Genomic DNA, 16,010 nt, shown 5'->3' with positions numbered 1-16,010 from the left:
ACCCGTCCATGGGGGCTCGATGGCGCCATCCATGGCGCCAACGGTCCTGCCCACCCACACCGCCCCGCCTCTGACAGATTCCCGCGATCTGTCGGGGGTCGGATCCCGTTGCTGCGCAACGGGCTCCGACCCCTGCCTCGTTCTGTGCTGCTGTTGGTAGGTGTCGACCTTGGTCGACACGGTAGATCCACGCCATGCGTGGATGACGTACGAATGATCTGGGCCCATTTGTGGCTGGCGATGCATAGACTGGGCGCATGTCCATCGAACTCCGCCATCTGCGTTACTTCCTCGCCGTCGCCGATACCCTGCACTTCGGCCAGGCAGCCGAGCGATTGGGGATGTCACAGCCGCCGCTCAGCCAGCAGATCCGGCAGCTGGAGGAACTGATCGGTGCGCGGTTGTTCGTGCGCAGCCATCGACGTGTGCAGCTGACGGCTGCGGGGGAACTGCTGCAGGAACGTGCGCGCGGCATCGTGCAGCAGGTGGAATCGGCGGTGGATGAAGTGCAGCGCGCGCAGCGTGGCGAGCAGGGTGAGCTGCGTATCGGCCTGACCCGGGCCACGCCGTTGTCGCCGCAGATTCCACGTTCGATCCTGCAGTATCGACAGCAGTATCCGCAGGTGCGGTTGCAGCTGAGCGAGATGAACACCCTGCAGCAGATCGATGCGCTGCTAGATGGTTCGCTGGACGTGGGCATCATCCGCAAGCGCACGCTGCCGGCCGAGCTGGTGGCGCACAGCCTGTTCGTCGATCCACTGGCGTTGATCCTGCATGCCGACCACCCTGCCCTGCGTCGCCTGTCGAAAGGCGGCACCCTGGCGTTGCGCGATCTGGCGCAGGAACCGTTCGTGGCGTTCCGCCGCAGCGCGGGGGCGGGCATCCATGACCACATGATCGCGTTGTGCGCGGCGGCGGGCTTCACGCCGCGCATCGTGCAGGAGGCCGGTGAGGCGTCGACGCTGATCAGCCTGGCTGCTGCGGGACTGGGTGCGGCGATCCTGCCTTCGTCGTGCGACCACATCCGGGTGGAGGGTGCGCGCTTCGTGCCGCTGGCCGATGCCGGCGCGCATTCGGAAGTGCAGCTGGCGTGGCGCCGCGAGGGTGTGACGCCGTTGATCCGCAATTTCGCCGGGCTGCTGCGTGGGGCGTTCGTCGCGGGATGATGCGCCGCGCTGCGCGCTCGCCGGGCATCGCCCGGCGCTACCGTCTTCCACCCTGATCGGGTAGCGCCGGGCCATGCCCGGCGAACGTCAGGCCGTCACCGGCTGCGGGGCGCGCTGCTGCAGCGCCCACACGATGCCTCCGCCGATCAGGGTCAGCAGCGCGGCGAACGCGCACACGCCCAGCCAGTCCCACGCGGCGTAGGCCAGGCCGCCCACGCCGCCCAGCACACTCGAGCCCAGGTAATAGGCGAACAGGTACAGCGCCGACGCTTCCGCTCGCATCGAACCGGCGCGGCTGCCGACCCAGCTGCTGGCCACCGAATGGCCACCGAAGAAACCGAACGTCACCAGCGCGATGCCCACGGCCATCGCCGACAGCCACGGCATCGCCAGCAGCACGATGCCGGCGGCGATCAGGCCGAAGGAGATCGACAGGATGCGACCGCGCCCGTAGCGCGTCGCCTGCTGGCCCATCCACGCCGAACTGAAGGTGCCGACGAGGTACACGCTGAAGATCAACCCGACCACCGTCTGGCTGAGCTGGTACGGCGGCGCCAGCAGGTGGTAGCCGAGGTAGTTGTAGAGGGTGACGAACACGCCCATCAGCACGAACGAGGTGGCGAACAACCACGGTAGGCCAGGGTCGGCGAACAGCGTGCGCCAGCGCGCGGGCAACTGGCGCAGGCCACTGCGACTGGCCTGGAAGTGGCGCGACGGCGGCAGCTGCAGCCACAGCAGCACGGTGCTGGCCACGGCGATGATCGAGACCACGCCGATGCCCCAGCGCCAACCCCAGTGGTCGGCGATGATGCCGGCCAGCAGCCGCCCGCTCATGCCGCCGATGGCGTTGCCGCCGATGTACAGGCCCATCGCCAGGCCCAGCGCGCGGCTGTCCATTTCCTCGACCAGGTAGGTCATCGCCACCGCCGGTACGCCGCTCAGCGCCAGCCCCAGCAGGGTGCGCAGCACCAGCAGGGTGGACCAGTCATCAACCAGTGCCGTGCACAGCGACAACGTGGCCGAGGCCAGCAGCGCAACGATCATCAGCGGGCGCCGGCCCACCACATCGGACAGCAGGCCGGCCAGCAGCATGGCCACGGCCAGGGTGCCGGTGGTCAGCGACAGCGACATCGCGCTGCCCGCAGCGGACACGCCGAAGTGGCGGCTGAACTCGGGCAACAGTGGCTGCACCGTATACAGCAGGCCGAAGGTCGAAAAGCCGGCCAGGAACAGCGCCAGCGCGGTGCGGCGGAAGGCAGGCGTTCCCTGCTGGATGCGGGTGTCGGCGGCAGCGTGGTCAGTGCGGGGACGGGCGGCGAGGGCCGCCGGAGTTTCGCCAGTCATGGGGGCGGTGGGCCGTGGGGGCGGCCGGAATGGAGAGGACGGGCCTCAGACTAGGCCCGTCCATCCAGTCGATCCATAACCTGATAGGTCAGGATTGATACTCCAGGCATATCGATTCAGCTTACAGCCGCTGCCATTCGAAGCCGTCACCACGGCGGTAATAGACCGCCACCGCACGGCCGTAGATCTTGTCCGCATCGACGAAGCCGAAGAAGCGGCCATCGAAGCTGTTGCCGCGATGGTCGCCCAGCACCAGCACCTTGCCGGCGGGCACCTGCAGATCCGCGATGTCCGGGCCACCGCCCCTGTCCAGGTCGAGGCTGGCGCGGCGCTCACCAAAGGCTTCGGTATCGGCCAGGTCAGCGATCTGCAGCGGCTGGCCGTTGATGCTCAGGTGGCCATCGTGCAGTTGCACGTGATCGCCAGCCACGGCGGCGACGCGCTTGATCAGGCGGGTGCCGTCGGCCGGTGAATCGAACACGGCCACCTCACCACGCTGCGGCGTGCCGGTACCCAGCAGCTCCTTGCTGGTGAACGGCAGGCGCAGGCCATAAGCGCGCATGTCCACCACCACCCGGTCGCCCGGTTGCAGCGTCGGCTGCATCGAGCCGCTGGGCACGACGTAGTGGTTGGCGAGGGTGTCGCGGGCGGCGGCGAGCAGGCCCAGCATCACCAGCAGGGGCAGCGCCTCCTTCTTCAGCCAGGCAAGCGTGCGCTGCGAAAACGGGGGGCGGGCAACAGCATCCATGACAGGTTCCGGAGGGGTGATATCGGCATCAGACCACATGCGGGCCGAAGAGGTTCCCGCGCCCGCATCCTGTAGAGCCGAGCCCGTGCTCGGCTACCGTTCCGTAGCGTCGAGCAAGCCGAGCATGGGCTCGGCGCTACAGGAGGGGTTACGCAGGTTTTACGCCACTGCCCGTCATCGGGCATCGCACCTTTACGGCCACCACGCGCATCGTGTGCCTACCGCGCCGCAGGGCGCTTTGCGCAAGGTGTTGTATGACCCTCCTGGTGATCCGGCATGCGTCGCCGTCGGTGCCGCGTCCGCTGCTGCCGGCCGAGTTGTCCGGCCATCCGGTGCTGTGCACCGACTGCGCCAGCCTGGCCGATGTGCGCCAGTGCCTGTGCCAGCCGCAGGCGCGCAGCGCGGACTGGGTGCTGCTTGATGTCGGCGTCGCCGACGAGGCGCAATGGTGTGCCGAGGGTGGTGCGCTGCAGGCGGCGCTGGACGGTCTGCCGGCGGAGTACATCGAACTGCAGTCACCCCATCAGCCCGGTCTGGAAGCGCGCCTGCGCCTGCAGCATGGCCCGGCCGCCGTGGTGGTCGACCAGCGCAGCCAGCAGGCGGGTTATCCGCTGTCGTTGGCCATCGTCGGCCGCCGCCTGGCACGGGAGGGCTGAGTCATGTCGATCTTCATCATCCGTGGCCCGGAAGCAGCTGGCGCGTTGATCCGTACTGCCGCGCCGCTGCCGGCGCCGGTACTGAAATCACTGGTGCACCGTGCGATCGATGCGGGCACCAGCGTGGCGATCCGCGCCTGCGGTTCGGAACAGGAACTGCTGGACGCGCTGCGCGTGGCCGACCACAGCCGTGGCGAGGTGACGCTGCTCGATCCGGGCGCATGTGCCGACAGCCTGCGCCTGCAGCGGCTGCTGCCGTACCTGCACAACGCGTACGTGGAAGTGCATGACGACGGCGCGGTGGCCGAGCCGTGCCTGCCGGCGGGCGTGGGTCAGCGATTGGGGATCGCGGCCGGGTATGGGGCGCAGAGCTATGTGCTGGCGCTGGATATCGCGCTGGATCATCTGGGGCTGGCCGAGCAGGCGAACCGGGTGCACGTAGGGACCTGATGCGCTTCGGTAACTCGCTTTTCCGCCTTTGTAGAGCCGAGCCCATGCTCGGCTGCCTTTCCAGAAAACATCAGCCGAGCGTGGGCTCGGCTCTACAGAAGAAAGCCGAGCATGGCTCGGCTCCACACAAAGAAAAACGGCGGGGTTGCCCCCCGCCGTTTTCTGTTGCTTACTTCAGGCCGCGGAACTTCAGCAGCGGTTCCACCGACGGGTCCTTGCCACGGAAATCGCGGTACAGGGTCGACAGCTCCACGCTGTTGCCGCGCGAGAGGATCTTGTCGCGGAATTCCTGGCCGTTGGCGGCGGTCAGGCCACCGTGTTCGGTGAACCACTGGTAGGCGTCATGGTCCAGCACTTCCGCCCAGAAGTAGGCGTAGTAGCCGGCCGAGTAACCGCCACCCCAGATGTGGTCGAAGTAGGTGGTGCGGTAACGCGGCGGCACCTGCGGCAGGTCGACCTTGAACTTCTTCAGTGCGCTGGCTTCGAAGGCGCCGACATCCTGCAGCGGCGCATCGGCCTTCTGCGTGTGCCAGGCCAGGTCGAGCAGTGCGGCCGACAGGTACTCGGTGGTCGCATAGCCCTGGTTGAAGCTGCGCGCCTTGAGGATCTTGTCGACCAGTTCCTGCGGCATCGCTTCGCCGGTCTTGTAGTGCTTGGCGTAGTTGGCGAACACCTTCGGGTCCAGCGCCCAGTGTTCGTTGAACTGCGACGGGAACTCGACGAAATCGCGCGAGGTGGCGGTGCCAGCGATCGACGGATACTTCACGTTCGAGAACATGCCGTGCAGTGCATGGCCGAACTCATGGAACATCGTGGTGACGTCGTCGAAGCTGATCAGCGCAGGCTGGCCAGCGGCCGGCTTGGTGAAGTTGCAGACGTTGTAGACCACCGGCTTGGCACCGGTGAGGCCGTCCTGTTCGACGAACACGTCCATCCAGGCGCCGCCGGACTTGCTGTCACGCTTGAAGTAGTCGGTGTAGAACAGGGCCAGCGAGGTGCCGTCCTTGTCGAACACTTCGTACACCTTCATGTCCGGGTTGTAGGTCGGAATGTCGGTGCGCGGCTTGAAGGTGATGCCGTACAGCTGGGTGGCGGCGTAGAAGACGCCGTTCTGCAGCACGTTGTCCAGTTCGAAGTAGGGCTTGATCTGCGACTCGTCCAGATCGTACTTGGCCTTGCGCACCTGCTCGGCGTAGAAGTCCCAATCCGAGGCGGCCACCTGGAAGCCACCCTTCTGCGCGTCGATCACCTTCTGGATCTCGCCGGCTTCGGCACGCGCCTTGGCGGTGGCGGCCGGTACGGTATCGGTCAGCAGCTTGAGTGCGGCGGCCGGGGTCTTGGCCATCTGGTCGCCCAGCTGGTAGTCGGCGAAGGTGTCAAAGCCGAGCAGCTTGGCCTTCTGCGCACGCAGCTGGGCCAGGCGCTGCACGGTCTGCCGGGTGTCGTTGGCATCGCCGCGCTCGGCACGGGTTTCCGAAGCCTTCAGCACGGCCGCACGCTGGTCGCGGTCGCTCAGCGAGCCGAGCACCGGCTGCTGGGTGGTGTTCTGCAGCGGCAGCAGGAACTTGCCGTCCAGCTTGCGGTCCTTGGCGGCGGCGGCGGCGTTGTTGACCGCGCCCTCGTCCAGGCCGGCCAGCTTGGCCTTGTCGTCCACCACCACCGCGGCAGCGGCGGTTGCCGCCACCAGGCGGGTGTGGAACTGCGTGGACAGCGTGGTTTCTTCCACGTTGAGCTTGCGCAGGCTCGCCTTGTCGGCGTCGGACAGCTGCGCGCCCGAGCGCACCAGACCGTCGTAGTAGTGCTCGACCAGGCGCTTCTGCACCGGATCCAGGCCCAGCGTCTCGCGCTGGTCGTACAGCGACTTCACGCGCGCGAACAGCTTCGGATCGAGGTTGATCTCATCCTGGTGCGCGGCCAGCTTCGGCGCTACTTCTTCCTGGATCTTCTGGCGGGCATCGTTGGTATCGGCCTGGACCAGGCCGAAGAAGATGCGCGACACGCGGGTCAGGGTCTCGCCGCTGCGCTCCATCGCCACGATGGTGTTGTCGAAGGTGGCCGGCTCGGCGCTGTCGGCGATTTTGCGCACGTCGGCCAGATGCTGGCGCATGCCTTCTTCGAAGGCCGGCAGGTAATCGCTGTCCTTGATCTTGTCGAACGGCGGTGCCTGGAACGGCAGGCTGCTGGCGGTCAGCAGCGGGTTGGTGGAGGCTTCGGCCGGCTGCTGGGCCGGTGCTTTCTGGGCTTCGGACACGGGGGTGGACTCCTTGCCGGAACAGGCCGCCAGCGCCAGGCTGATGGCGGCGGCCAGGACTACGGTACGCGACATGTAAAACGCTCCTTGGGCAGACGGTACGGGATGGCAGCCGTCCACCCTACTCCTGTCACGGGCGCCCGGCATGTGCCGGACGTGGCGTCTGCGCTGCCGGCAGCGGCCGGCTCAGACCGTGCCGCGGGTCTTGCCGATCCACGGCCGGTAGAACTCGCGGATGGCGGCCATGTCGGCGGCATCATCGCCGGTCGGCGTGAACACCGGACCGATGCCGATGATCTTCTCCGGGTAGTGGAAGTACGCCGCCAGGATCGGCACGTCGGCCATCCGCGCGATCTTCAGGAAACCGGCCTTCCATTCCTTGACGGCCTTGCGGGTGCCTTCCGGGGTGATCGCGAACCACATCTTCTCGTTGTTGCGCAGCAGGTCCACGGCCTGGCCGACGGTGCCCTGCGGCGAGCTGCGGTCCAGCGGGATCACGCCCAGCCTGTGCAGCAGCGGGCCCAGTGGCCACCAGAACAGCGAGGCCTTGCCCAGCACCTTCACTTTCATGCCCAGTGCGATCTTCGCGGCCATGCCCCACAGCCCGTCCCAGTTGGACGAATGCGGGGCGATGATGAACACCACTTTCGGCACATCCGGCAGGGTGCCGGTGACCTTCCAGCCGCCCATGCGCAGCGTGCAGCGCGCCAGCCAGCGCAGGAAACGGTTGGGTCTGACCTGCGGCATGTTCGGCGGAATGGCCGGCAGCAACGGCGTCGGGTTGTTCAAGCAATCACTCCCAGTCACGTGATGAGCGCCCGCGCTTGATCTGCGCGCGCCCGCGTTTGGCGTCCAGACGACGCAGTTTCGACCCGAAGGTCGGCTTGGTGGCCTTGCGTGGTTTGGGCACGCTCAGCCCGGCCTGGATGAAGGCCGCCAGCCGCTCGCGCGCATCCTCGCGATTGCGATCCTGGGTGCGGAACCGTTGCGCGTCGATGACCAGCACGCCTTCGCCGGTCATGCGCCGGTCGCGCCGCGCCAGCAGGCGCTCGCGCAACGGTTCGGGCAACGAGGGCGAACCGGCCACGTCGAAACGCAGTTCCACCGCGGTGGAGACCTTGTTGACGTTCTGGCCGCCGGCGCCACTGGCACGCACGAAACGCTCGACGATCTCGCCGTCGGGGATTTCAAGCTGCGCGCTGATGGTGACCGGTCCGTTGCCCATCCGCGCATTGTAGCGGCAGCCGCGTTGCCGTGGCTGCCATCGCGCGCCGTATGCCGCCGATCAGGCACCGAACACGCCGCCTTCGCCTTTGCCGGGGGTATGCTTGCCGTCCCGTGTACTGCAGGACGCTCCGCATGATCCGCTTCGTTCCCTCCGTGTTGCGCCGCGCAACCCTGCTGCTGGTGCTGGCCGCAGCAAGCACGCCGGTGCTGGCCGCAGCGCCCACCGATGGCGACATCAACCGCCTGCTGTCGGCCTCGCGTGCGCAGAGCATGATCGACACCATGCTGCCGCAGATCGAAGCGATGCAGCAGCAGCAGTTCCAGCAGGTGGCCGCACAGCGCCAGCTCAACGCCCAGCAGCAGGAACAGCTGCAGCGCATCCAGGCGCGTACCAGCCAGACCCTGCGCCAGGCACTGTCGTGGCAGCAGCTGCGGCCGATGTACGTGGACCTGTACAAGAAGACCTTCAGCAAGGAAGACGTGCTGGCCATGGCCGAGTTCTACGAGAGCCCGGCCGGCCAGAGCCTGCTCGACAAGACCCCGGCGCTGATGCAGAACGTGATGGTGGCGATCCAGACGCGCATGCAGCCGCTGTTCGCCGATCTGCAGAAGGATCTGGAAGCGATCGTCAACGAGCCGGAAAAGAAGTGAGGTAGTGCCGGCCGCTGGCCGGCAACCCGGATTTCCGTAGCGCCCGAGCCCATGCTCGGGCGGCGGCGCGCAGCGCCGGGAAGCGCAGCCGAGCGTGGGCTCGGCTCTACAGGTCCTGGCTCCAGCCGAACAGGTCCAGCGCCTTCTGGAACTCACCGTCGACCGGGGCCCGCACGTCCACCGTGCCGCCATCCGGATGCGGGAAGCGCAGCCGCTCGGCATGCAGCAGCATGCGGTGCACCCCCTGCATGCGGAAGTTGCGGTTGTGCCGGCCATCACCATGGCTGGTATCGCCGATCAGGTGGTGAGACAGGTGTTTCAGATGCCGGCGGATCTGCCGGAAGCGCCCCGTCTGCGGCTGGCAGCGCAGCAGCGCGTAGCGCGAACTGGCGAACTCCCCCACCGGCACCGACAGTTCGCCGGCAGCCAGACGCTGGAAATCGGTCACCGCCGGCTTCTTCACCGGCTTGCCCGGACCGCCGTCCAGATCATGGTCGACCTGCCAGGCCTCCTCGGCCGGCCAGCCGCGGCAGATCGCCAGATAGTCCTTGCTCACCTCGCCGCCCATCAGCGCCTTGCCCAGCATGCTGGCGGCGTCGCGGTCGAACGCCAGCAGCAGGCAGCCACTGGTGGCGCGATCCAGGCGATGGACCAGGAAGATCGGCCGGCCCAGCTGCTCGCGCAGGCGATCGGCGAGGAAATCATCTTCGCCACGGGCCAGCTTGCTGTCGTGGACCATCAGCCCGGCCGGCTTGTTGACCACCGCCAGGCGTTCGTCCAGGTGCAGCAGCTGCAGGGGCGCGGTTTCAATCTCGACCGCAGCGAGGGTGTCAGGTTCGGTACTCACCGCGCGATTATAAAGGCCTGCCCTCTGTAGAGCCGAGCCCACGCTCGGCTGCTCCGCGCGACCGGCAATAGCCTGCCAACCAAGGTTGGCACCTACCTGTAAAGCAGTCAGGCGTTGCGCAGCGCCAGCAGCTCGCCATTGCCCACCGGCACCAGGCTGGTGGTGAACGCCGCATCGGCAGCCAGCAGGGCGCGCAGGGGTTCCATCTGCTCGGCATGCGAGGTGGCGTTGTCGACCACCAGCAGCCCGCCGGGGCGCAGCACCCGGCGCAGCTGCGGCCACCAGCCTGCGTACTGCCCGCGATCGGAATCCAGGAACAGCAGGTCGATGCTGGCGTCGCCAGCCTGCGCCAGCCACGGCCCGGCATCAGCGTGGACCAGGTCGATGCGCTCACCCAATCCACTGCGGGCGAAATTCGCGCGGGCCATCGCCACCTTGTCGGCGGCGAACTCCAGCGTGGTCACGTGGCCATCGATGGCAGCGGCAGCCTCGGCCAGCCACAGCGTGGAATACCCATTGGAGGTGCCGATCTCCAGCACGCGGCGGGCATTGCCGAAACGCACCAGCACCGACAGCAGCTCCCCGGTATCGGCGGTGATGTTGAGCATGCGCCGGCCGCGTTCGGTTTCACACGCATCGTTGTGGCTGCCGAAGCGGGCCAGTTCATCCTTCAGTGCAGCCAGATCCATCGGCTCGATCTCCGCGGTACGGGCAAACGCCGGATGGCGATGCGCCAGCAGCATTCTCGCTGCTTCCAAAGCGCCTGTCCGCATCTGTGCATTGACGTCATCGGCCTCCGTGGAGCCGTTCACCCACTGCCGGCGGCCGATGCCTTGTCTCGCCGCGTTGTTGCACGGCAAGGCCTGGGCCGAGCGTCGACGCGTTTTCGTAATGTTCCTAGGCCCTTTTTCACCTGGCCATTGCGATAGTCCGCGCCCGCTGCAGTGCGTTCAACGCGTCTGCCGCATTTCCCCTGGATTCCCGCAAGGACATGGCCATGGCCCACGACATCCTGGCAATCGGCGCCCATCCCGATGACATCGAACTGGGCTGTGGCGGCAGCCTGGCCAAGCTCGCCTTCGCCGGCGCGCGCATCCATGCCCTGGTACTCAGCCGGGGTGGTCGCGGCTGTCACGATGGCGCCGATCGCAGCGACGAATCGCATCGCGCGCTGCGGCAGCTCGGCGTCCGCCAGGTGCTGCAGCATGACTTCCCGGATACCTGTTTCCCGTCCTGCCGCAACGCCATCATCAGCGCGCTGGAGCAGGCCTGCGACGCCATCCGGCCACAGCGCGTCTACACGATGTGCGGCGAAGACCATCACCAGGATCATCGCACCGCCCATGAAGCCTCGATCGTCGCCTGCCGCAGCGTGCCGCAGATCCTGTGCTACGAGAGCCCAAGCACGCTGCCGCAGTTCGTCCCGCAGGTGTTTGAAGACATCAGCGTGCAGCTGGAACTGAAGATCCGCGCACTGCGCGAACACGCCAGCCAGGGTGATCGCCCTTACATGCAGGAAAGCCATCTGCGCTGCCATGCCCAGTTCCGCGGCCAACAGGCGGGTGTCGGCCCCAGCGAAGGCTTCGTGCCGCATCGGCTGGTGCTGTGATGAAAACCCTGCTGTTCGTGGCGATGTGCGTCTTCATCGTCGTGCGCCTGCTGGTCCACGCAACGCGCAGGCCCAGCGGGCAACTGCGCAGCATCGATGCGATCGTGCCGGCCTACAACGAAGCACCGTGCCTGCGACGCTCGCTCACCGATCTGCTGCAGAACCCCTACATCGCGCGGGTGATCTGCGTGAACGACGGCTCCACCGACACCACCGCGCAGGTGCTGGATGCGCTGCAACTGCAGTGGCCTGATCGCCTGCTTGCCGTGCACCAGGCCAATACCGGCAAGGGCGGTGCGCTGATGCACGGGCTGCAGCATGTGACCACCGCCCAGGTATTCCTGACCGATGCTGACACACGCGTCGATCCACGCAGTACCGGCCTGGGCCACCTGCTGGCGGAAATAGAACGTGGCGCCGACGCGGTGGGTGGCGTGCCATCGTCATGCCTGCAGGGCGCCGGCTTTCTTCCGCACGTGCGGGCCAGCCTGAAGCTGCCGATGATCGTCATCAAGCGCAGCTTCCAGCAGTGGCTGGGCGGTGCGCCGTTCATCGTCTCCGGCTCGTGCGGGCTGTTCCGCACCAGCGTGCTGCGCAAGGTCGGTTTTTCCGACCGCACCCGGGTCGAAGACCTGGACATGTCCTGGTCGCTGGTGGCCCAGGGCTATCGGGTACGGCAGAGCATCCGCTGCGTGGTCTACCCGCAGGAATGCAGCACGCTGGTGGAGGAATGGCGCCGCTGGCGGCGCTGGATCGTCGGCTATGCGGTGTGCATGCGCCTGCATCGGCGGTTGCTGCTGACCCGCTTCGGCCTCTTCAGCATCCTGCCGATGATCCTGCTGGCGCTGCTGGGCATCACCGCGGGGCTGCAGGTGGCATTCGGCGCCGCTACGGTGCATGGCCCCGCCGGCCTGGTGGTGGCGGTGGTGCCGCTGGTCTGGATCGGCATCGTGATGGCGCTGGGCCTGGTCAGTGCCGTGCACCACCGGCGCGCCTGGCTGGTACCGGCTGCAGCGTTCTCCGTGCTGTATGTGCTGCTGGCCTATGCGGTCTGGCTGATCCATGGACTGAAGGGGCTGTTCACCGGCCGCGAGCCGGAACGCGACAAGCCGACGAGGTATCCGCATGTGGTGGAATGACCTGGAAGCAATGGCCGGCGAACTGGCATCGCTGCAGCCCTGCCTCGATCCACGCGCGGACATATCGCCACAGGCCACGATACGCGGTGCGGTGCGCATCGGCGTCGGCAGCCGCATCTGCGATGGTGCCCATATCCAGGGGCCGGTGTCGATCGGACGCCACTGCCTGATCGGCAACGATGCGCTGCTGCGTGGTCCGCTGCGCATCGGTGACGGCACCCGCATCGGCTTTGCCAGCGAGCTCAAGAACACCGTGGTCGGCCAGCGGGTCAGCATCGGTCCGCAGTGCTTCATCGGCGACAGCCGCATCGACGACCACGCCTATCTGGGTGCCCTCGTGCGCACCAGCAACCACCGCCTGGACGGCGCGTCGATCGCCGTGCATGTCGATGGCCAGGTCATCGACAGCCAGCGCGACAAGCTCGGCGCGTGGGTCGGCGCAGGTGCGGCGCTGGGCGTCGGCGTGATCATCCTGCCCGGTCGCATCGTCGCACCGGGCAGCCAGTTCGGGCCGCGGATCACCGTGGAACGGAACCTGCCGGCGGGCCGCTATCGCCTGCTGCAACACCTGCATTCCCAACCCCTGGAGTAATCACCATGCGATTCATCAATCGTGGCGTACTGCCGTGCGCCCTGCTGCTGGCCGCCGCCAGCGCCCATGCCGGTGTCGACCGTGTTTCCCTGCAACTGGACCACACCGACTACAACGAAGGCTTCGGCAAGCGCGACGTGCAGACAGTGGATGTGGCAGGTCGCACCGGCGCCAGTCGCTGGCACCTGGGCCTGGCCCACGGCGAGCGCGATTACGGCAGCTCGCGCTACAGCGGAAACCGGGTGCAGGGTTCGTTGCACCACGACTGGTCAGACACCGTCACCACGCGTACATCGGTGATGGCGTCCAACGACGATCCGGTCTTCGTCAACCGCCAGATCAACCAGGACATCCTGTGGAAGGTGGCCAGGAAGACCGTCCTGAGCGTAGGTGGCAAGTACGCCGAGTACCACGGCAGCGGCTACGTCAATGGCTGGTCGATCGGTGCCTCCCACTACTTCCCGCGGGTGACGGCATCGGTCAAGCATGAGCGCCATCGCCAGTCCAACGGGCCCGATGGCCATGGCAGCACCGTGTCACTGCGTCTGAAGGACCGTCAGGGGCATGGCTCGACCCAGCTGTGGCTGGGCAGTGGCACGTCGGGCTATACCGCCGATGCCGACCCGCTGCTGCTGCGCGAACACGAAGCCAAGCGCCTGTTCCTGCGCCGCAGCCAGCCGCTGGTAGAGCACCTGGTACTCGACGTCGGGCTGGGCAAGACCTGGCACAAGACACGCCTGGATCGCTTCCAGAGCGTGCATACGCAGGTGGGCCTGGGCTACCGCTGGTAATCCAGCCGGCGACGACGGTCCGCTGTCGTCGCCGTTTCAGCAGGCTGCGGTCATCGCCACCAGGCACGCGCCAGCGCGAACACGCCAACGGTACCGGACAACCAGCTCCACGCCGGCACGTCACCCCAGTACCAGCCCGGCGGCTGCAGCACGTACATCAATGCGGCAATCGCCAGCAGACCAACGCCGGTGATCGCCCCGACCGCGCGCTTCTGCAGCCGCTGCAGGCTGGCATCGAGTGCGACCAGATCGCGCGAGCGCATCGCCAGTTCATGCCGGCCTTCCACCTGCTGGGTCAGCCAGGCGTGCACCAGGCGCGGCATGTCCGGCGCATGGGTCATGATTTCCGGCAGGCGCTTGCCGATCTCGCGCACGACACGGCGCGGGCTGTAGCGCTCGCGCAGGATCTTCGCCAGCACCGGCTTGGCCACCGCCCAGATGTCGATCTGCGGATCGAGCTGGCGGCCGACGCCTTCGATGTTGAGCAGGGTCTTCTGCAGCAGGATCAACTGCGGCTGCAGGGTCAACTGGTAGCGCTGGGCCACGCGGAACAGCTTCATCAGCACTTCGGCCAGCGAGATCTGCGACAGCGGGCGGGTGAAGTACGGCTCGCACACCGAACGCACCGCCGCTTCCAGATCATCGATGCGCACGTTGTCGGGCATCCAGCGCGCCTGCACGTGCAGTTCGGCGATGCGGCGGTAGTCGCGGTTGAAGATGGCCATGAAATTCTCGGCCAGGTAGTACTGATCTTCCTGCGAGAGCTGGCCCATGATGCCGAAGTCCAGCGCGATGAAGCGCGGGTTGTCGCGGCGCGCCGGATCGATGTCGACCCAGATGTTGCCGGCGTGCGCGTCGGCATGGAAGAAGTTGTCGCGGAACACCTGGGTGTAGAACACCCGCACGCCCTTGGCGGCCAGCGCCTTGCGGTCGATGCCGGCCTTGTCCAGTGCGGCGATGTCATCGGAGGGAATGCCCCATACGCGCTCCAGGGTCAGGGCGCGCTCGGCGGTATGGCTCCAGATCACTTCCGGCACGTACAGGTCGTCGGAGTTCTCCCAGAAGCGGCGCAGCACGCTGGCATTGGCGCCTTCGCGCTGCAGGTCGAGCTCGGCCGCCAGGGTGTTTTCGACTTCGGCCACCACTTCGCGCGGGCGGATCTTGTCGGCACGCGGATGGGTGCGCTCGACCAGCGTTGCCAGCGAGTTGAGCAGGGCGATGTCGGCGTCGATCTGCTTCTCGATGCCCGGGCGCAGCACCTTGACCACCACCTGGCGGCCATCGGCCAGGGTGGCCGCGTGCACCTGCGCGATCGAGGCCGAGGCCAGCGGTTCGGTGTCGAAACTGGCGAAGGCTTCGCTGACCGGCAGGCCCAGCGCTTCCTCGACGATGCGGCGCGCCGCGTCGCCGTCGAAGGGTTTGACCCGGTCCTGCAGCAGGGTCAGCTCATTGGCCACATCCGGCGGCACCAGGTCGCGGCGGGTCGACAGGATCTGCCCGAACTTGACGAAGATCGGCCCCAGATCCTGCAGCGCCAGGCGCAGGCGTGCACCGCGCGACTGTGCGGCGATGTCGGCTGAAGCGCGCGGCACGAACGGCTTGGCCAAGCGCAGCCAGCGCTCGGCCGGCGTGCCCTGCAGCAGGTCGTCGAGGCGGTAACGCAGGATCACCCGGCCGATGCGGCTGGCCCGCAGCAGCGCCTTCATGCGGCCCCCCGCAGGCGCTGCACGCGTGCGCCGAGGCGCTCGACATCATCGCGCAGTACGTCCACGTCGTCGTGGAAAGCATCCAGTTCAGCACGTGGCACCACGTCGCGCGATTCCTCGGTGATGAATTCAGCGGCACTGTGGGCCAGGTCGATCGCGCCCTGGCGGGCGTGCTGCAGGGCACTGCGCAGGGTGTTGGCCACCTGCACGCCGAGCACGTCGCCGAACACGCTGACGAACGGCTGCTGCCAGTCCGGATCGAAGCCCTTGGCCAGCTGCTGCAGGCGGCGCGCCAGCTCGGCGTCGCCGGCCACGCGTACGCGGCCCTTGCCGTTGTCAGCACCCTGGCGCGCACGCGCCAGCAACGGCAGCTGCGCCAGCACACCGGCCAGGCTGCTGCGCACGGCCAGGTCGGCTTCCTGCGCATCCACCGGGCCCACCCGCAGCTGGTTGCCATCAACACTGATGCGCATCGCCAGCGGCGGTGCGTCCAGGGTCAGGTCGATGTGGCGACCGTCGAGGCTGGCCAGTGCATGGCGGGTATCCGGATCCAGCGCCAGCGCGCGGTTCAGGGCGATCTGCAGCGCGCGGCCAGCGACCGGCTTGAGGGACTTGAGCAGGGAAAGAGCCATGTGCGCATTCTACCTGCGTGGGTGGGGGGCTGGGCCGGGCTGCCGCCCGGCACCCGCAGACGCAACGGCCAGGGCAACCGCAAGGTCAAACGCCGGCGTGCAGTGGGGAGGCGGGGTGGGTCCGGTTGCGGGGGACGCTGCAAGTACGTCCCTGTAAGCTCGGTCGCGCCATCCATGGCGCTCACGCCCCCGCAACCGGAC

17 protein-coding genes are annotated in these 16,010 nt (G+C 67.4%); 8 read left to right on the top strand and 9 right to left on the bottom strand.

The genetic code is table 11. From position 1 onward, the window contains the following. Window positions 1-257 precede the first annotated feature (257 nt). Complete coding sequence (locus ACFX4F_RS08660) at window positions 258-1,166, top strand: LysR family transcriptional regulator (RefSeq protein ID WP_380654179.1); 909 nt, start codon at window positions 258-260, stop codon at window positions 1,164-1,166. 87 nt (window positions 1,167-1,253) lie between these two features. On the opposite strand, the gene ACFX4F_RS08655 is transcribed toward ACFX4F_RS08660, so the two are convergent. Both ACFX4F_RS08655 and lepB read right to left on the bottom strand, forming a co-directional pair. After that, window positions 1,254-2,510, bottom strand: a complete 1,257-nt coding sequence (locus ACFX4F_RS08655; RefSeq protein ID WP_380654176.1) for an MFS transporter — start codon at window positions 2,508-2,510, stop codon at window positions 1,254-1,256. Between the two features lie 121 nt (window positions 2,511-2,631). After that, window positions 2,632-3,258, bottom strand: coding sequence for a signal peptidase I (gene lepB, locus ACFX4F_RS08650; protein ID WP_099819572.1), 627 nt, complete (start codon window positions 3,256-3,258; stop codon window positions 2,632-2,634). Between the two features lie 254 nt (window positions 3,259-3,512). Here lepB and ACFX4F_RS08645 point away from each other — a divergent pair, with 254 nt between their 5' ends. Next, on the top strand, window positions 3,513-3,914 hold the full coding sequence (locus ACFX4F_RS08645; RefSeq protein WP_229980935.1) for a hypothetical protein: 402 nt from the start codon (window positions 3,513-3,515) through the stop codon (window positions 3,912-3,914). Between the two features lie 3 nt (window positions 3,915-3,917). Beyond that, window positions 3,918-4,364, top strand: coding sequence for a hypothetical protein (locus tag ACFX4F_RS08640; protein ID WP_025875822.1), 447 nt, complete (start codon window positions 3,918-3,920; stop codon window positions 4,362-4,364). A gap of 169 nt (window positions 4,365-4,533) precedes the next feature. On the opposite strand, the gene dcp is transcribed toward ACFX4F_RS08640, so the two are convergent. The 3 genes from dcp to arfB all read right to left on the bottom strand — a co-directional run bounded on the left by dcp (window position 4,534) and on the right by arfB (window position 7,840). Then, window positions 4,534-6,690: a peptidyl-dipeptidase Dcp gene (dcp, locus tag ACFX4F_RS08635; protein WP_380654170.1), complete on the bottom strand. Its 2,157-nt coding sequence runs from the start codon at window positions 6,688-6,690 to the stop codon at window positions 4,534-4,536. A gap of 111 nt (window positions 6,691-6,801) precedes the next feature. Continuing rightward, window positions 6,802-7,404: a lysophospholipid acyltransferase family protein gene (locus tag ACFX4F_RS08630; RefSeq protein ID WP_380654167.1), complete on the bottom strand. Its 603-nt coding sequence runs from the start codon at window positions 7,402-7,404 to the stop codon at window positions 6,802-6,804. A gap of 4 nt (window positions 7,405-7,408) precedes the next feature. Further along, window positions 7,409-7,840: an alternative ribosome rescue aminoacyl-tRNA hydrolase ArfB gene (arfB, locus tag ACFX4F_RS08625; protein WP_089241560.1), complete on the bottom strand. Its 432-nt coding sequence runs from the start codon at window positions 7,838-7,840 to the stop codon at window positions 7,409-7,411. Between the two features lie 134 nt (window positions 7,841-7,974). Here arfB and ACFX4F_RS08620 point away from each other — a divergent pair, with 134 nt between their 5' ends. Continuing rightward, on the top strand, window positions 7,975-8,493 hold the full coding sequence (locus tag ACFX4F_RS08620; RefSeq protein ID WP_380654163.1) for a DUF2059 domain-containing protein: 519 nt from the start codon (window positions 7,975-7,977) through the stop codon (window positions 8,491-8,493). Window positions 8,494-8,599: 106 nt separating this feature from the next. On the opposite strand, the gene ACFX4F_RS08615 is transcribed toward ACFX4F_RS08620, so the two are convergent. Beyond that, a complete protein-coding gene (locus tag ACFX4F_RS08615; protein WP_099819567.1) occupies window positions 8,600-9,340 on the bottom strand; it encodes a pseudouridine synthase in 741 nt (246 codons plus the stop codon). A 107-nt stretch (window positions 9,341-9,447) separates the two neighbouring features. Beyond that, complete coding sequence (locus tag ACFX4F_RS08610; protein ID WP_380654182.1) at window positions 9,448-10,029, bottom strand: O-methyltransferase; 582 nt, start codon at window positions 10,027-10,029, stop codon at window positions 9,448-9,450. Window positions 10,030-10,337: 308 nt separating this feature from the next. Between ACFX4F_RS08610 and ACFX4F_RS08605 the strand changes: the two genes are divergently transcribed. From ACFX4F_RS08605 to ACFX4F_RS08590, 4 genes are read left to right on the top strand one after another with little or no spacing between them, the layout of a single operon-like run. Then, a complete protein-coding gene (locus tag ACFX4F_RS08605) occupies window positions 10,338-10,949 on the top strand; it encodes a PIG-L deacetylase family protein (RefSeq protein WP_099819684.1) in 612 nt (203 codons plus the stop codon). Next, the gene (locus ACFX4F_RS08600) at window positions 10,949-12,088 is read left to right on the top strand and encodes a glycosyltransferase family 2 protein (RefSeq protein ID WP_099819566.1); all 1,140 of its coding nucleotides are present in this window, start codon (window positions 10,949-10,951) and stop codon (window positions 12,086-12,088) included. The genes ACFX4F_RS08605 and ACFX4F_RS08600 overlap by 1 nt, the downstream gene beginning before the upstream one ends. Further along, window positions 12,075-12,680 carry an acetyltransferase gene (locus ACFX4F_RS08595; RefSeq protein WP_099819565.1) on the top strand — a complete coding sequence of 202 codons (606 nt, stop codon included), beginning with the start codon at window positions 12,075-12,077 and terminating at the stop codon, window positions 12,678-12,680. The genes ACFX4F_RS08600 and ACFX4F_RS08595 overlap by 14 nt, the downstream gene beginning before the upstream one ends. A 5-nt stretch (window positions 12,681-12,685) precedes the next feature. After that, window positions 12,686-13,471, top strand: a complete 786-nt coding sequence (locus ACFX4F_RS08590) for a YaiO family outer membrane beta-barrel protein (protein ID WP_099819564.1) — start codon at window positions 12,686-12,688, stop codon at window positions 13,469-13,471. Between the two features lie 50 nt (window positions 13,472-13,521). On the opposite strand, the gene ubiB is transcribed toward ACFX4F_RS08590, so the two are convergent. Both ubiB and ACFX4F_RS08580 read right to left on the bottom strand, forming a co-directional pair. After that, entirely contained in the window at window positions 13,522-15,177 is a 1,656-nt protein-coding gene (gene ubiB, locus ACFX4F_RS08585; RefSeq protein WP_099819563.1) for a ubiquinone biosynthesis regulatory protein kinase UbiB, read from the bottom strand. Next, window positions 15,174-15,809: an SCP2 domain-containing protein gene (locus ACFX4F_RS08580; RefSeq protein ID WP_099819562.1), complete on the bottom strand. Its 636-nt coding sequence runs from the start codon at window positions 15,807-15,809 to the stop codon at window positions 15,174-15,176. Before ACFX4F_RS08580 ends, ubiB begins: the two co-directional genes overlap by 4 nt. Window positions 15,810-16,010 lie beyond the last annotated feature (201 nt).

It is taken from the genome of Stenotrophomonas sp. YIM B13575, assembly GCF_042787595.1.
Classification (GTDB): Bacteria; Pseudomonadota; Gammaproteobacteria; order Xanthomonadales; family Xanthomonadaceae; genus Stenotrophomonas; species Stenotrophomonas lactitubi_B.
The sequence above is the reverse complement of the archived record's forward strand: the minus strand, read 5'-3'. Positions and strand labels throughout refer to the sequence as shown.

Excerpts from the sequence above, each read along its gene's own strand:
- ACFX4F_RS08595 (WP_099819565.1), top strand. The coding sequence starts at position 12,075 with ATGTGGTGGAATGACCTGGAAGCAATGGCCGGCGAACTGGCATCGCTG.
- ACFX4F_RS08580 (WP_099819562.1), bottom strand. The coding sequence starts at position 15,809 with ATGGCTCTTTCCCTGCTCAAGTCCCTCAAGCCGGTCGCTGGCCGCGCG.
- ACFX4F_RS08645 (WP_229980935.1), top strand. The coding sequence starts at position 3,513 with ATGACCCTCCTGGTGATCCGGCATGCGTCGCCGTCGGTGCCGCGTCCG.
- ACFX4F_RS08600 (WP_099819566.1), top strand. The coding sequence starts at position 10,949 with ATGAAAACCCTGCTGTTCGTGGCGATGTGCGTCTTCATCGTCGTGCGC.
- ACFX4F_RS08640 (WP_025875822.1), top strand. The coding sequence starts at position 3,918 with ATGTCGATCTTCATCATCCGTGGCCCGGAAGCAGCTGGCGCGTTGATC.
- dcp (WP_380654170.1), bottom strand. The coding sequence starts at position 6,690 with ATGTCGCGTACCGTAGTCCTGGCCGCCGCCATCAGCCTGGCGCTGGCG.
- ACFX4F_RS08655 (WP_380654176.1), bottom strand. The coding sequence starts at position 2,510 with ATGACTGGCGAAACTCCGGCGGCCCTCGCCGCCCGTCCCCGCACTGAC.
- arfB (WP_089241560.1), bottom strand. The coding sequence starts at position 7,840 with ATGGGCAACGGACCGGTCACCATCAGCGCGCAGCTTGAAATCCCCGAC.
- ACFX4F_RS08610 (WP_380654182.1), bottom strand. The coding sequence starts at position 10,029 with ATGGATCTGGCTGCACTGAAGGATGAACTGGCCCGCTTCGGCAGCCAC.
- ubiB (WP_099819563.1), bottom strand. The coding sequence starts at position 15,177 with ATGAAGGCGCTGCTGCGGGCCAGCCGCATCGGCCGGGTGATCCTGCGT.
- lepB (WP_099819572.1), bottom strand. The coding sequence starts at position 3,258 with ATGGATGCTGTTGCCCGCCCCCCGTTTTCGCAGCGCACGCTTGCCTGG.
- ACFX4F_RS08605 (WP_099819684.1), top strand. The coding sequence starts at position 10,338 with ATGGCCCACGACATCCTGGCAATCGGCGCCCATCCCGATGACATCGAA.
- ACFX4F_RS08660 (WP_380654179.1), top strand. The coding sequence starts at position 258 with ATGTCCATCGAACTCCGCCATCTGCGTTACTTCCTCGCCGTCGCCGAT.
- ACFX4F_RS08590 (WP_099819564.1), top strand. The coding sequence starts at position 12,686 with ATGCGATTCATCAATCGTGGCGTACTGCCGTGCGCCCTGCTGCTGGCC.
- ACFX4F_RS08620 (WP_380654163.1), top strand. The coding sequence starts at position 7,975 with ATGATCCGCTTCGTTCCCTCCGTGTTGCGCCGCGCAACCCTGCTGCTG.